The sequence below is a fragment of the Actinocorallia sp. API 0066 genome (genome assembly GCF_020991275.1).
Lineage (GTDB): Bacteria > Actinomycetota > Actinomycetes > Streptosporangiales > Streptosporangiaceae > Actinocorallia.
This window is the reverse complement of the sequence record NZ_JAJLQY010000005.1, coordinates 26,945-40,967: the sequence shown is the minus strand read 5'-3', so window position 1 is coordinate 40,967 and position 14,023 is coordinate 26,945. Positions and strand designations below refer to the sequence as shown.

General features: G+C 70.5%; 15 protein-coding genes. 10 read left to right on the top strand and 5 right to left on the bottom strand.

Going from position 1 to position 14,023, the window contains the following annotated elements:
• Positions 1–136 precede the first annotated feature (136 nt).
• From LO762_RS13770 to LO762_RS13755, 4 genes are all read left to right on the top strand, one after another.
• Complete coding sequence (locus LO762_RS13770; protein WP_230615031.1) at positions 137–1,849, top strand: DUF2207 domain-containing protein; 1,713 nt, start codon at positions 137–139, stop codon at positions 1,847–1,849.
• Entirely contained in the window at positions 1,846–2,883 is a 1,038-nt protein-coding gene (locus tag LO762_RS13765) for a hypothetical protein (RefSeq protein ID WP_230615030.1), read from the top strand. The genes LO762_RS13770 and LO762_RS13765 overlap by 4 nt, the downstream gene beginning before the upstream one ends.
• A 119-nt stretch (positions 2,884–3,002) precedes the next feature.
• Positions 3,003–3,497, top strand: a complete 495-nt coding sequence (locus tag LO762_RS13760; protein ID WP_230615029.1) for a hemerythrin domain-containing protein — start codon at positions 3,003–3,005, stop codon at positions 3,495–3,497.
• Positions 3,498–3,528: 31 nt separating this feature from the next.
• On the top strand, positions 3,529–4,338 hold the full coding sequence (locus tag LO762_RS13755) for a trans-aconitate 2-methyltransferase (protein ID WP_230615028.1): 810 nt from the start codon (positions 3,529–3,531) through the stop codon (positions 4,336–4,338).
• Here the strand turns inward: LO762_RS13755 and LO762_RS13750 are convergent.
• A complete protein-coding gene (locus LO762_RS13750) occupies positions 4,329–5,387 on the bottom strand; it encodes a hypothetical protein (RefSeq protein ID WP_230615027.1) in 1,059 nt (352 codons plus the stop codon). The genes LO762_RS13755 and LO762_RS13750 overlap by 10 nt on opposite strands.
• An 89-nt stretch (positions 5,388–5,476) precedes the next feature.
• Positions 5,477–6,241: an SDR family NAD(P)-dependent oxidoreductase gene (locus tag LO762_RS13745; protein ID WP_230615026.1), complete on the bottom strand. Its 765-nt coding sequence runs from the start codon at positions 6,239–6,241 to the stop codon at positions 5,477–5,479.
• A 112-nt stretch (positions 6,242–6,353) separates the two neighbouring features.
• Between LO762_RS13745 and mshA the strand changes: the two genes are divergently transcribed.
• The 3 genes from mshA to LO762_RS13730 are packed head-to-tail and all read left to right on the top strand — an operon-like array spanning position 6,354 to position 8,861.
• On the top strand, positions 6,354–7,601 hold the full coding sequence (mshA, locus tag LO762_RS13740; RefSeq protein WP_230615025.1) for a D-inositol-3-phosphate glycosyltransferase: 1,248 nt from the start codon (positions 6,354–6,356) through the stop codon (positions 7,599–7,601).
• Entirely contained in the window at positions 7,592–8,086 is a 495-nt protein-coding gene (locus tag LO762_RS13735; protein ID WP_230615024.1) for a YbjN domain-containing protein, read from the top strand. The genes mshA and LO762_RS13735 overlap by 10 nt, the downstream gene beginning before the upstream one ends.
• A 28-nt stretch (positions 8,087–8,114) precedes the next feature.
• Entirely contained in the window at positions 8,115–8,861 is a 747-nt protein-coding gene (locus LO762_RS13730; protein ID WP_230615023.1) for a phosphoglyceromutase, read from the top strand.
• Between the two features lie 109 nt (positions 8,862–8,970).
• On the opposite strand, the gene phoU is transcribed toward LO762_RS13730, so the two are convergent.
• Positions 8,971–9,636, bottom strand: a complete 666-nt coding sequence (phoU, locus tag LO762_RS13725) for a phosphate signaling complex protein PhoU (protein ID WP_230615022.1) — start codon at positions 9,634–9,636, stop codon at positions 8,971–8,973.
• 184 nt (positions 9,637–9,820) lie between these two features.
• Here phoU and LO762_RS13720 point away from each other — a divergent pair, with 184 nt between their 5' ends.
• Together LO762_RS13720 and LO762_RS13715 are read left to right on the top strand one after the other, a co-directional pair.
• Positions 9,821–10,999, top strand: coding sequence for a cell wall metabolism sensor histidine kinase WalK (locus LO762_RS13720; protein ID WP_230615021.1), 1,179 nt, complete (start codon positions 9,821–9,823; stop codon positions 10,997–10,999).
• Positions 10,996–11,676, top strand: a complete 681-nt coding sequence (locus LO762_RS13715) for a response regulator transcription factor (protein ID WP_230615020.1) — start codon at positions 10,996–10,998, stop codon at positions 11,674–11,676. Before LO762_RS13720 ends, LO762_RS13715 begins: the two co-directional genes overlap by 4 nt.
• Before the next feature lie 62 nt (positions 11,677–11,738).
• Here the strand turns inward: LO762_RS13715 and LO762_RS13710 are convergent, their stop codons facing one another.
• Complete coding sequence (locus LO762_RS13710) at positions 11,739–12,362, bottom strand: hypothetical protein (protein ID WP_230615019.1); 624 nt, start codon at positions 12,360–12,362, stop codon at positions 11,739–11,741.
• 188 nt (positions 12,363–12,550) lie between these two features.
• A complete protein-coding gene (locus LO762_RS13705; RefSeq protein WP_230615018.1) occupies positions 12,551–13,258 on the bottom strand; it encodes a hypothetical protein in 708 nt (235 codons plus the stop codon).
• Positions 13,259–13,531: 273 nt separating this feature from the next.
• On the opposite strand from LO762_RS13705, the gene LO762_RS13700 reads away from it, so the two are divergent.
• Positions 13,532–14,014, top strand: coding sequence for a CarD family transcriptional regulator (locus tag LO762_RS13700; RefSeq protein ID WP_106397345.1), 483 nt, complete (start codon positions 13,532–13,534; stop codon positions 14,012–14,014).
• Positions 14,015–14,023: the final 9 nt, after the last annotated feature.

The window sequence follows — 14,023 nt, the reverse complement described above, 5'->3', positions numbered from 1 at the left end:
TACGCTTTCCGCGCTTTGGCTGGATTTTCGGGGACTTCTCGCCCTGGACGTGACCGTCGGGTGCGTGCTCTTGCAAGCAGAGAGGATCGTCCAGGTGCATAGTGGGCGTGATCGGGACCCACTACGCTTTGGGCGCATGCTGGGACGTCCATGGCTGATAGCCGCCCCCCTCCTGCTCCTCCTCGTGCCGCTCGCCCCCGCGCACGCCTCCGGCCCGCCGACGGCCGCCGAACGCAGGGCGGTGCTCGCCGACGCCGACGACAAGGTGCTGAACGACGAGATCGTGCTCACGGTCGGCGCGGACGGCGTCCTGCACGCCACCGAGACGGTTACGTTCGACCACGGCACGGAGGCCGCCTCCCGCCCGGTCGAGCGGATCTTCATCACCCGCATCCCCGACGACGCGACGCGGGACCGGACGTTCTCGGTCGACAACGTCAGGGTGTCGGGCGACGTCACCGCCGAGACCGTCGTCGGGTCCGACCGGACCATCGTGCGCCTCAGCGGTGGGCGGACCGGCCCCCAGACCTTCACCCTCCAGTACGACATCACCGGCTCCATCCTGCCGCTCAACGCCGCGCAGGAGGTGCGCTGGACGGCCGTCGGGTGGGACGTCCCGGTCGCCGCCGCGCGGGTGACGCTCGACGCGGGGGTGGGGGTCCGCAACATCAACTGCTTCGCCGGATCGCCCAGCAGCGTCGTCGGGTGCAGCGAGTTCAGCACGGCGGAGCAGCGCCGCAAGGCCGTCTACGGCCAGGAGAACATGCTCCCCGAGGAGTACCTGACGGTGGCGGCCGCGCTGCCTTCCGGGCACACCACGGGCGCGCCGTCCTACGAGGAGCGCAAGACACTCGCCTCGTCCTTCGCCATGAACCCGGTGACGGGCGGCGCCCTCGCGGCCCTCCTGGTGGTCCTCCTCGGCGGCTTCTTCCTGCTGTACCGTCTGCGCGGCCGTGACGCCCGCGCGGAGGTGACGGAGACGTCCCACACCGAGGAGCCGCCGGACGGCATCCGTCCCGGCCAGGTCGGCACCCTCATCGACGAGCAGGCCGACGTCATCGACGTGGCCGCTACCGTCATCGACCTTGCGGTGCGCGGCTACATCCTCATCGAGGAGGCCGCAGGCAAGGGCGACTGGACGCTGCGCCGCCTCAACCGGCCCGTCAACGACCTCCTGCACTACGAGGAGATCCTCTACGACGGCCTGTTCATCGACGGCGACACCGTCAAGCTGGCGGACCTCGGCGGCAGGTTCGCCACAAAGCTCGCCCAGGTGCGCGCCGCCCTGTACGTGGACGTGGTCAAGCAGGGCTGGTTCCACCGGAGGCCGGACGCCGTCCGCTCCCGCTGGACGATCCTCGGCTACCTCGCCACGGTGGTCGGCGCCGTCGGCACGGTCGCGCTGGCCATCTTCACCAGTTACGCGCTCGTCGGCCTCGGTGTGCTCGCCTTCGGGCTCGCGCTTACGCTCTTCGGTAAGCACATGCCAGCCAAGACGGCCAAGGGTTCGACCGTCCTGGCGCAGACCTTGGGCTTCCAGGAGCACCTGCGCAAGGGCAGGGCCGACCAGGTGCCCGACCGGCAGAAGATCGCGCTGTTCTCCCGCTTCCTCCCCTACGCCGTCGTGCTCGACGCGGTGGGCCCGTGGTCCAAGACCGTCGAGACGGCCGGGGTTGAGGGAGGCGACAACCTCTACTGGTACGAGGGGCCTGCCGAATGGGACCTGTCGAAGTTCGCCGAGTCGATGCGGGCGTTCACCTTCGCGCTTTCGGGCGCGCTGGCGCAGTCCCGCCCCTACGGGCGCAAGGCGCCGAAGGTGGATGTCGCGGCGCTGGCGGGCCAGGGGTGAGGCGGGCCGCGGCCCTCGCCGCCCTCGCCGCCCTCGTGCTCGGTGCCTGCGCCGTCGTCAGCCCGGCGGCGCAGGCGGCGCCGCCGAAGTGGCGCAAGATGCCGAGCCCCAAGCCGGTGAAGGCGGGCTCGCTCAACAACGTCGAGTTCGTCTCCGCGAAGCTCGGCTGGGCGGCTGGCCGGGAGGGCGACAGGCTCGCGGTCTGGAAGTGGAACGGCAAGGAGTGGCGGCGCGCGTCGGTCGAAGGCACCTTCGCGCCTTCCGGGCTCGCCGTGGCGGGCCCGCGCCGTGCGTGGGTGACCGGCATGGACCTGGCCGTAGGCCACGCCCTCTACTACAACGGCAAGAAGTGGCGGAAGGTCGCCTTCCCCGGACCCGGCGTGCCCGTGGACCTGGCCGCCGGATCTGACGGGACCGCCGTGACGGTCGCCGTGGAGCCGTTCAAAGGCGACTCGTCCGTCCTGCGCTGGAAGGACGGCGGGTGGAAGCCGTGGAAGGTGAGCCTGCCCAAGGGGGCGGCCCTGGACACCGTCGAGGTTCGGGCCAAGGACGACATCTGGCTCGGCGGCTCCTACAGTGCGAACAAGAAGGTCCGCGCTCTCCTCATGCACTGGAACGGCAAGAGGTGGAAGCGCCTGAAGGTCGGCGGGAACTCCACCCAGGCGATCACCCAGATCGTCGCGGACAAGCCGGGCGCGGCCTGGGCCCTGCGCGGCTCCACCAGGACGTCGCTCGTCCGGGTGGACGGCAAGCGCGTCACCGACCGCAGGCTCCCGCGCGACCTGGGCGCCCTCACCCTCACCCAGGACGGGCAGGGCGGGGTGTGGATGCTGCCTTACAGCAAGAACGACGTGACCGAGGTCCCGTACCTGCGCTGGCACAAGAACACGTGGCACTTCCTGTACGGGCCGCGCCGCGACGGCGTGCCCGGATTCGGCGACCTCGACCTCGTGCCGGGCACCACCCGCGTCGTCTCCGTCGGCGGCCTCGACCGTGGCGGGGAGCGCTACCCGGTGGCCGAGATCTACCGTTGACCCCGGCCGCACCGGCCTTGACCGGCGAGGGCGGGTCGCGGTTAGGATCACCGGCAGCGTCGCGTGCGCCCGGTCGCAGACACCCGCGGGCATGGAGGCGCCGAACCACGGGATCTCCCATGGCCACCACCGACGAACGCCTCACGGCCTTCGGCATCCAGCTTCTGCATATCCACGACAGGCTCCGCGCCGAACTCGCCCTCCTGCGCTCCGACATGGACGCCTACCTTGACGGAGGGCAGGGGCGCCCCCGCGAGCTCCTCGCCCACTGCGCGGCGTTCTGCACGGCGCTGACCAGGCACCACACCGGCGAGGACGACCACGTGTTCCCCGCTCTCGCCGCCCAGTACCCCGCGCTCGCGCCCACGTTGGCGAGCCTGCGCGAGGACCACGGGCTCATCGCCGACATCCTCACCAGGCTCGACGCGCTCGTCGCGGAAGCCGACCCGGCCGACGCCGAGCGGGTCCGCCGCGAGCTCGACGGCCTCGCGGCGATCATGGAGTCGCATTTCACCTACGAGGAACGCAAGATCACGAAGGCGCTGGACGACCTCGAAGTCCCCTTCGAGCCCGTCGCCTTCGACCTGCCCACTCTGCCGCCGCCTCGGGACTGAGCGGTCGGCCCGAGGCCCTACCGTGGACGGCGTGGCGCGGGTGCGGAGGCCGGAGGGCGAGGTGACCAGGGGGACGACCAACCCCAACCGCCTCCGCCGCCAGGACCTCTGGATGGCCGCCACACGGCCGCTGCCGCCCGCGCCGCTCGTGGTGGACCTGGGATACGGGGCGTCGCCCGTGACGGCCGTGGAGCTCTACTCGCGGCTGCGCGCGGTGCGCCCCGACGTCAGGGTCGTCGGGCTGGAGATCGCGCAGGAGCGGGTGGACGCCGCCCGCGCGTTCCTCGCGCCGCGCCAGGCCGCGTATCCGGGGCTGTCGTTCGCCAGGGGCGGCTTCGAGCTGCCGGTGGACCGGCCGCCCGACCTCGTGCGCGCCGCCAACGTGCTGCGCCAGTACAACGAGGACACGGCGTGGCGCGTGTGGGACAGGCTCAGGGACGGCCTCGCGCCCGGAGGCGCTCTCGTGGAGGGCACCTGCGACGAGCTAGGCCGACGGCACGTCTGGGTCACCGTGCACCGGGACGGCCCCGCGACCGTCACGTTCGCGGCGGCGCTGGCGCACCTGCCCAGGCCGTCGGCGCTGGCCGAGCGGCTGCCCAAGACGCTCATCCACCGGAACGTGCCGGGCGAGGCCGTCCACGCGTTCCTCGCCGACCTGGACCTGGCGTGGGCGTCCGCCGCCCCTCGGTCGGTGTTCGGGCCCCGGCAGCGCTGGCTGGCGACGGTCGAGCAGGTGCGGCGCGGGTGGCCCGTCCACACACGTCCGCCTTACGGGGGAGCGCGCCGCTGGAGGCTGGGCGAGATCACCCTGCCGTGGGACGCGCTCGGGCCTCAGCGGTAGATCTCGACGACCGGGAGCCGCTTGTTCCCGGACGCGACACCTCCGACGGCGATGACCTGCCTGGTGCCCGGGACGCGCACGAGGTCGTGGATCTGGGTGTCGCCCTTGCGCTGCGGGCCCTTGAGCGTCGTCCACTTGCCCGCCCAGTGCAGGTACTGGGAGCGCTTGCCTCCGGTGCCGGGGGACGGGATCGTCCAGGCGCCGGAGCCGCCGTCGGGGGTGAGGGCGTAGTGCGAGATCAGAGGGGTCCTCGCCTCGGTCCAGCCGGAGCCCGTCCAGCGGAGCAGGCCGCCGCCGTTCTGCGCGCGGATGGCCCACACCCGGTTCGGCCCGGCCACCGCGAGGTCCTGGATGATGTTGTGCGGCTGTCCGATGGTGCCCCAGTCGCCACCGGGCGCCGGGACCTGCTTCCACTGCCCGCCCTGGAGCCGCAGGACCGTCGCGACGGCCTGGGTGCCGTTGGCGGTGGTCGTCCCGGCGAGCCACACGTCGCCCTTGGTGCGCACGGCCACCGCCGTCAGGGAGGCGCCCCCGGCGGGGACGTCCACGTTCACGAACCTCTTGCCGTTCCACCTACGGACGGCGCTGGCCCCGTCGTTCTTGGCGTTCAGCCCCGCGACGGAGTAGACGGTGCCATCAGGGGAGGCCGAGAGGGACAGCGGCACGAGCGGCAGGGTGATGGGCCCCAGGTTGGCCCCCGGGTAGGCCACCCGCTTCCACGACTTGCCATTCCAGTAGATGGCGACCGGCGTCACGCCCGCCAGCCCAACGGCCCACGCCCTGGTGGGGCTGGAAGCGGCGATCGCGGTGGGCCGGAACGTGCCCGCGCCCTTCTTGACCGTCCACTTCTTGCCGTTCCAGTGGAACGGCCGCCCGTTCTCGTTGACCGCGAAGACCGTCCGCTTGTTCACGGCCGCGACAGCGAGCAGCGTGCCCGACGTCTTGAACGCCTTGGCCGTGACGTTCTTCCATGACGGTTTGGCCGCCGCGCCCTGCGGGACGAGCAGCACGCCCGCGAGCGCGGCCGAGACGACGACGGTGAGGCGCATGCCGGATCTCCTCGAGGGGGGATGGGAGTGCGCCTCACCCTAGGGGAGCGACCCATGGGGCGTAAGAGACCCCGGGGGCCCGAATCCGGCTAGCCCCGGTGGATCTTGTACGGCGCTGCCTGCGCGCGCGGCTGCACGTCGATCCTGTCGATGTTGACGTGCGCGGGCCTGGTGACGGCCCAGGCGATGCAGTCCGCGATGTCGTCGGCGACCAGCGGCTCGGCCACGCCCGCGTAGACGGCCTCAGCGGCCGCCTCGTCGCCCCGGAAGCGGACGAGGGAGAACTCGTCGGTCTTGACCATGCCCGGGGCCACCTCGGTGATCCTGACGGGCTTGGCGACGAGTTCGAGGCGAAGGATGTCGTTGACGGCCGCCGCCGCGTGCTTGGCCGCCACGTAGCCGCCGCCGCCCTCGTAAGGCACGTGCGCGGCCAACGAGGTGACGTTCACCACATGGCCCGCTCCGGACGCGACGAGCTTCGGCAGCAGCGCCCGCGTGACCCGCATGAGGCCGAGGACGTTGGTGTCGTACATCACCTGCCAGTCCTCCGTGAGCGCCTCCGCGACGCTCTCCTTGCCGTGCGCGCCCCCCGCGTTGTTGATGAGGACGTGGCACTCGGGGAGCCTTGCGGCGAGTTCGGCGACGGACTCCTCGGACGTCACGTCGAGCGTGACGGCCTCGGCGAAGCCCGTCCGGCCTGCGGGGTCGGCCGCCTCGATCTCCTTGACCAGCTCGTCCAGGCGGTCGCGCCTGCGGGCGGCGACGACGATGTTGAAGCCTTCGGCGGCGAGCCTGCGGGCGGTCGCCGCCCCGATCCCGCTGCTGGCCCCGGTGATCACTGCTGTCTTGCGCATGGGCTCCATTGTCCCGGCTGACGGCCGGTCACCGGGCCCGGGGTGGGGAATGAGGCGGGCGGATCGGTAGGTTCACCCTTTGGTTCCTTTTCCCGACAAAAAGCGAGGTCTCGTGATCAACCGGGTCGCGACGCTCTCCGTGCACACGTCACCCCTGGACCAGCCCGGCACGGGCGACGCCGGAGGCATGAACGTCTACATCGTGGAGACCGCGAAACGGCTGGCCCAGCGGGGCGTGCAGGTGGACATCTTCACGCGCGCGACGTCCCGGGCGCTGCCCCCGGTCGTGGAACTCGCGCCCGGTGTGCTGGTCCGCAACGTCCAGGCGGGGCCGTTCGAGGAACTCGACAAGGCAGAGCTGCCCAGGCAGCTGTGTTCCTTCACGTCGGGACTCCTGCGTGTGGAGGCTTCACACGACCCCGGGCACTACGACCTCGTCCACTCGCACTACTGGCTGTCCGGGCAGCCTGGATGGGTCGCCTCCCACCGCTGGGGGGTGCCGCTGGTGCACTCGATGCACACACTCGCCAAGGTGAAGAACCTACGGCTGGCGGAGGGCGACACACCCGAGCCCGGCCTGAGGGTCTCCGGCGAGGAACAGATCGTCGCGGACGCCTGCGAGCTGATCGCCAACACCGCCGACGAGGCGGACGAACTCATCGACCTCTACGGCGCCTCTCCCGGACGCGTCACGACCGTCGCGCCCGGCGTCAACCTCGACGTGTTCAAACCGGGACCGCGTCACGCGGCACGTCAGCGGCTCGGCGTGCCTGCGGACGCCTACCTGCTGCTGTTCGTCGGGCGCATCCAACCGCTCAAGGCACCCGACGTCCTGGTGCGGGCCGCCGCCGAGCTGCTGGAACGCCGCCCCGAACTGCGCTCCCGGCTTGTCGTCGTGGTCGTGGGCGGACCGTCCGGGACGGGCCGGGAGCGGCCCGAGGGCCTGCAGAAGCTCGCCGCGTCCCTCGGTCTCGGCGACGTCGCCCGGTTCGAGCCGCCGACCCGCCAGGACGGCCTCGCCGACTGGTACCGGGCCGCCGACGTCACCGTGGTGCCGTCGCACAACGAGTCGTTCGGGCTGGTCGCCGTCGAGTCGCAGGCGTGCGGGACGCCCGTCGTGGCGGCGGCCGTAGGCGGACTGCGCACGGCCGTCGGGGACAAGGTCTCGGGCATCCTCGTCGAGGGCCACGACCCCCGGGACTACGCAAGGGTGCTGGAAACCCTCTATGACGAGCCCTACTTCAGGGAGCGCCTCGGCCAAGGAGCCGTAAGGCACGCCCGCGTCTTCGGCTGGGACGCCACCGCGGACCGCCTCCTGCGGGTGTACAACAGCGTGGTGAACGATCGGGTATGCGCGTGAACGCCGTCGAGACGATCCGGGCCTTCCTCGAAGAGTCCGAGCTGACCTACGAGGAGCCCCGTGAAGGCGCCTTCCTCATCCGGCTTCCGGGCGAGCACAAGCTCGCCACCATGGTGTGGCTGATCGTCGGCACCTACACCCTCCACGTGGAGGCGTTCTTCTGCCGTCAGCCGGACGAGAACCACGCGGTCTTCTACCGGTGGCTCCTGGAGAAGAACAGCAAGCTCTACTGCCTGTCCTTCACCCTGGATGAGGCGGGTGACGTGTATCTCGTCGGGAAGCTGCCGCTGAAGGCCGTCGACGAGGAGGAGGTCGACCGGGTCCTCGGCTGCGCCCTCGCCTACAGCGACGAGAACTTCGACAGGGCGCTCGAACTGGGCTTCAAGTCCTCGATCCAGAAGGAATGGGACTGGCGGGTCTCCCGTGGCGAGTCCCTGGCCAACCTCGCCGCCTTCGCCCGCTTCGCGGCTCCCGAGAACCGCTGACCGGGGGCCGCTCGGTAGGATCGCCCGCATGGCTACCCTGGTTTTGCTCCGGCATGGCGAGAGCGTGTGGAACGCGGAGAACCTGTTCACCGGATGGGTGGACGTGGACCTGTCCGCCAAGGGCGAGAGCGAGGCCGCCGCCGCCGGTGAGCTGCTGCTGGACGCCGACCTGACCCCCGACGTCCTGCACACCTCGCTGCTCAAGCGGGCCATCAGGACCGCGAACATCGCGCTGGACGCCGCCGACCTGCTGTGGCTGCCCGTCCGGCGCTCCTGGCGGCTGAACGAGCGGCACTACGGCGCGCTCCAGGGCAAGAACAAGGCGCAGACCCTGGAGGAGTTCGGCGCCGAGCAGTTCAAGACCTGGCGCCGCTCCTACGACACGCCGCCGCCGCCGATCGCCGACGCCGACCCGCTCTCCCAGGTCGGCGACCTGCGCTACGCGGGCCTGCCCTCGGAGCTGGTCCCGCGCACCGAGTGCCTCGCCGACGTGGTGGACAGGCTGCTGCCCTACTGGTACGACGCGATCGTGCCGGACCTCGCGGCGGGCCGCACCGTCCTGGTGACCGCGCACGGCAACTCGCTGCGCGCGCTGGTCAAGCACCTCGACGCGATCCCCGACGACGAGATCTCCGAGCTGAACATCCCGACCGGCATCCCGCTCAAGTACGAGCTCGACGCCGACTTCGTCCCGCGCAAGCGCGGCGGCGAGTACCTCGACCCCACCGCGGCCAAGGCGGCCATCGAGGCCGTCAAGAACCAGGGCAAGAAATAGCTTTCGCGCACGTCAGAGGGCCGCACGGACGTCCGTGCGGCCCTCTTGGTGTCGCGTACCGGCGGCGGGCCGGGCGGGTCTCAGCGGCCCGCTCAGCGCCGCGCGCGGATCAGCTGAACTCGTCGATGATCTCCTCCGGGCGCTGGCCCGTCACGAGGTAGACCACGTCCCCGCCGACGTGGACGGCGTGGTCGGCGAACCGCTCGAAGTAGCGGCCGGCCAGCGTGATGTCCACCGCCTTCTCCACACCGTGCTTCCACTGTGGGGAGAGCAGGACCTTGAACAGCTTGCTGTGCAGCCGGTCCATCGCGTCGTCGTCGGCCTCCAACTCCAGGCCCATCGCGACGTCCTGCGACGCGATGACGCTCCCGGCCTTGGCGACCATCCGCTCGGCGATCTGCCCCATCTCCAGGACGGTGGCGTGCAGCTCCGGCGGGATGCAGGACTCGGGCAGGCGGCGGCGCGCCGTCTTGGCGATGTGCGAGGCGAGGTCGCCCATCCGCTCCAGGTCGGCGGCCATCCGCAGGGAGGTGACGAGGGTCCGCAGGTCGCCGGCCACCGGCTGCTGGCGGGCCATCAGGTCGAGCACGGTCTGCTCGATTCCGGCCTCGATCTTGTTGACCGCCTTGTCGCCGCTGATGACCTCCTCGGCGAGCCGGGCGTCAGCGTCGAGCAGCGCCGTCGTCGCCCGCGCCATGGCGGAACGGACGAGGCGGGTCATCTCCACCAGTTCGTGGGAGATGCCGTCGAGTTCCTCATGGTAAGCGTCGCGCAAGTCTCATCCTCAGTGTTCGTGCGATTGCTGTGGGTGAAATGCCCTATCAAGGGTCTTTCCCACGGCACATCGAACATGTCGGTCATGAACTGAGCCGGTGGCACAGGTGAACATTGGGCGAACGCGACCGTCCGGACACCTTGGGTAGTGCAAGGGCATCCCCAGCGGGACCTAACATCCAGGTGTGAATGTCGAACTGGCCGTCGGACTCGCCGGTTTGGTGGGCCTGACCGGCGGACTGGTGACCGGCCTCGCGATCCGCTGGAGCGAGATCGCGCTGGGGCGCGCCGAGCCGCCCCAACAGCCCGCGGCGGCGCTGCCGCCCGGGGTGGCGTCCGTACTCAACGTCCTGCCCTCCTCCGCCGTCGTCCTGGACACCGACGACAGGGTGCTGCGCGCCTCGTCCGCGGCCCGCGCGTTCGGCATGGTCAGCGGCGACAGGCTCGTCGCCGAGGAACTCCTCGCCCTCGCCCGCCGCGTCCGCCGCGACGGCGAGATCCGCGAGGCCGAGATCCAGGTGGGACTCTCCCGCAAGGACTCCCGGTGGTTCGCCGTCCGGGTCGCCCCCCTCGGCTCCGGAGGACTCGTGCTCGTCCTCGCCGAGGATCTCACCGAGATGCGCCGCGTGGAGTCGATACGGCGTGATTTCTCCGCGAACGTCAGCCACGAGCTCAAAACCCCCGTGGGCGCCCTCCTCCTGCTGGCCGAGACCGTCCAGGACGCCGCCGAGGACCAGGACGCCGTCCGCCGCTTCGCCGGAAGGATGCAGCTGGAGGCGGCGCGGCTGTCCAGCCTCGTGCAGGACCTCATCACGCTCTCGCACGTCCAGGGCGACGAACCCCTCGCGCAGGAAGGGCCGGTCGCGGTGGACGACGTCGTCGCCGAGGCCGTCGACCGGGCCACCCTCGCCGCCGGGGCACGCGAGATCCAACTGAGCACCGCCGGAGCGCCCGGCCTGCACGTCACCGGAGACGAGGAACTCCTGGTGATGGCACTCAAGAACCTCGTGGACAACGCCGTCGCCTACAGTCCGGAACGCACCCGCGTGGCGATCAGCACCCGGGTCGCCAAGGAGGACGACGCCCGGTACGCGGAGATAAGCGTCACCGACCAGGGCATAGGCATCCCGGAGAGGGAGCTCGAGCGGATCTTCGAACGGTTCTACCGGGTCGACCCCGCGCGCTCCCGCCAGACCGGAGGCACCGGTCTCGGCCTGGCGATCGTCAAGCACGTCGCCACCAAACACGGGGGAGAGGTGATCGTCTGGAGCAAGGAAGGCTCAGGCTCCACCTTCACCCTGAGGCTTCCACTCCGCGACCACCCCCGTTCCACAGATCAGCAAGTCCTGGAGGACAACCCGTGACCCGTGTACTTGTCGTGGAGGACGAGGAGTCGTTCAGCGACGCCCTGTCGTACATGCTCCGCAAGGAGGGCTTCGAGGTGGCCGTCGCCGCGACGGGGCCGGACGCGCTGGAGGCCTTCGACCGCAACGGCGCCGACCTCGTCCTGCTCGACCTCATGCTGCCCGGCCTGCCCGGCACCGAGGTCTGCCGCGAGCTGCGGTCGCGTTCCAACGTCCCGGTGATCATGCTGACGGCCAAGGACAGCGAGGTCGACAAGGTCGTGGGGCTCGAACTGGGCGCCGACGACTACGTCACCAAGCCCTTCTCGTCCCGTGAGCTCGTCGCCCGGATCCGCGCCGTCCTGCGCCGTCAGGGGGACGTGGCCGAGGTGGAGCCCGCGGCGCTGGAGGCGGGGCCGGTCCGGATGGACGTGGAGCGGCACATCGTCAGCGTTGACGGGGAGACCGTCCAGCTCCCGCTCAAGGAGTTCGAGCTGCTTGAGGTGCTGCTGCGCAACGCCGGAAGGGTGCTCACCCGGATGCAGCTCATCGACCGCGTCTGGGGGGCCGACTACGTGGGCGACACCAAGACGCTCGACGTGCACGTGAAGCGCCTCAGGGCCAAGATCGAGCCGGTCCCCTCCACGCCGCGCTACATCGTCACCGTCCGGGGGCTCGGCTACAAGTTCGAGCCCTGACCGGCCCGGTAAGCCGAGAGGCCCCCCGGATGTCCGGGGGGCCTCTTCACGTCGTGCGGACCTCAGTGCTCGGAGGTCTCGGCGGTCTTGGTCGGCCTGGGGGTCCTGGTCGGCTTGGCGTTGCCCGCGGGCGTCGCCTCGACGGAGACGTCGCCGCCCGTCGCCGGGGCGCCGGTCGGGGTGGCCGCCGGGGCGGGGCTCAGCGTCGCGTAGGGGCCCGTGGCGGGCACAACGGGGACCGTCACGGAGATCTGCGGGGCGCTGGTGAACGACAGGGTCAGCTTGACGCTCTCGCCGCCGTGCAGCTTGTCGCCGATGCCCTTGAGGAGCACGGACGTCTGGGGGCCGCCGAGCGCGACGGCGGTGTGCGCGGGGAGCACGATCTCCTCGCTCTGGATCACGACGTTCTGGGCGAAGCCGCCCGCTGTCACCGCGACGAGCTTGTCGGTGTCCTTCGCCGTGTTGTTGATCAGCGTGCCGTACAGCGGCAGGTCGGAGCCGACCTCGGCGGGCGCGCCGGGCACCGGGCCGAGCACGAACAGGTTGCGCACGTCCAGGCCGCCCTGCGAGAAGTTGACGCCTTCGGTGAGGCGGGTCGGCCTCACGCTCTCGGCTTCGGTTCCGGCACCGCACCCGGCCAAGGCGAGAGAACCGGCGAGAGCCAGCGGGGCGACTTTGCGGATCACGGCGACGAGTCTCCTCGGTTGGTGCACACCCTCGGGTGCTGCGCGAGATACATGTTTGTCTTGGTGGCACACGTGGTACCGCACGCATCGTAGCGAGCACCCGCAGGTGGTCAGGACCGGGGGTGCTCCAGCGGGCGGCGCGCGCCCCGCGCAGGTGGCGGCCGGTGGCGGCGGGTGTGAAGGGCGTCTCAGAAGCGGATCTGCGCCGGGTCGGGCGGGGTGCGCACGTCGAGCATGATCCGCCCGACGGTGCCGTTCGCCTTCACCACGAGAACGGTGAGTCCGCGCGCCTGATAGGTGCGCGCCAGGAGGTTGGTCGAATCGTCCACAATGGCCGCCTGTGAGTCGGCGACCCGGCCGGAGATCTTCCAGAGTTCCTCGTGCGCCTTCTTGACCGATTCACCGCCGGTGCGGCGGTCGGCGAGCAAATAGAAGCGGACGGCCGACGTTTCCGTGATCTCGTCGAAGGCGCGCAGCGCGCTGTCACAGCCGCAGTCAGGCGGAATGATCGCGATGAGAGCGGGCCGCAGGCGGGTGGTGTGCAGGGGCGCGCCGTTCACCGTCACCTCAGCGGACGGCAGGAGGCCGTCGACCGACCCCACGCCCGCGGAAGGCCGCACGAGGGGCTGGGCCGGGGTGGTCGGCTGGGGCACGCGCGGCCCGAAGAGGGTCATGAGGGTGCCGCTCAGTATCGCGACGAGCAGGACAAGCACGGTGATCGGCAGGGCGAGGCCCCACCCTTTGAACGGCTTGGTGAGCTTCGCCCAACGGGCCTTGCGTAGGCGGACCTTCTCCTCGCGACGCCACTGCGCGACGTCCTCGTCGAGCTCTCGCGCGTCGTCCGGCACGACCACGTCGATGTGCGGCAGGCCGTAGTCGTCGTCGTCATGCCTCATGCCGCACCTCGCCTCCGCGGCGCCGTCCCACGGGTCTCTTTCCAGTATCGCCTTTTCCGCCAAGATCGGAATATCGGTTTTGCCGTGTTGCGCGGAGGTTGCGAAGACGTTTCCCATGGGTAGAACAATGAGTCCGGGGGGCTTGCTTGCACCGGTGCGGAGGTTTGTCAAGACCCCAATTAATGGCGTGACCTGCGGAAATGTACGGTTGGCCCGTGCGTTCAGTGGGAAGCGCGTGGTACCCTTGTGCCTAGCGGAAGGGGTACTTGTCACATGACTTTCACGGTCGGCGACACCGTCGTCTACCCCCACCATGGGGCTGCTCGGATCGAAGCCATCGAGACTCGCACCATCAAGGGTGAGGACAAGACCTACCTGGTGCTGAAGGTCGACAAGGGTGACCTTACAGTACGCGTCCCCGCGGACAACGCCGAGCTGGTCGGGGTCCGGGATGTGGTCGGCCAGGAAGGGCTGGAGAAGGTGTTCGAGGTGCTGCGCGCCCCGTACACCGAGGAACCCACCAACTGGTCGCGGCGGTACAAGGCGAACCTGGAGAAGCTGGCGTCCGGAGACGTCAACAAGGTGGCCGAGGTCGTCCGGGACCTGTGGCGGCGCGACAAGGAGCGCGGCCTGTCGGCGGGCGAGAAGCGGATGCTCGCCAAGGCACGGCAGATCCTCGTCAGCGAGCTGGCTCTGGCCGAGAAGACGAACGAGGACAAGGCTGAGGCTCTCCTGGACGAGGTCCTCGCCGGGTAGGGCACGCTT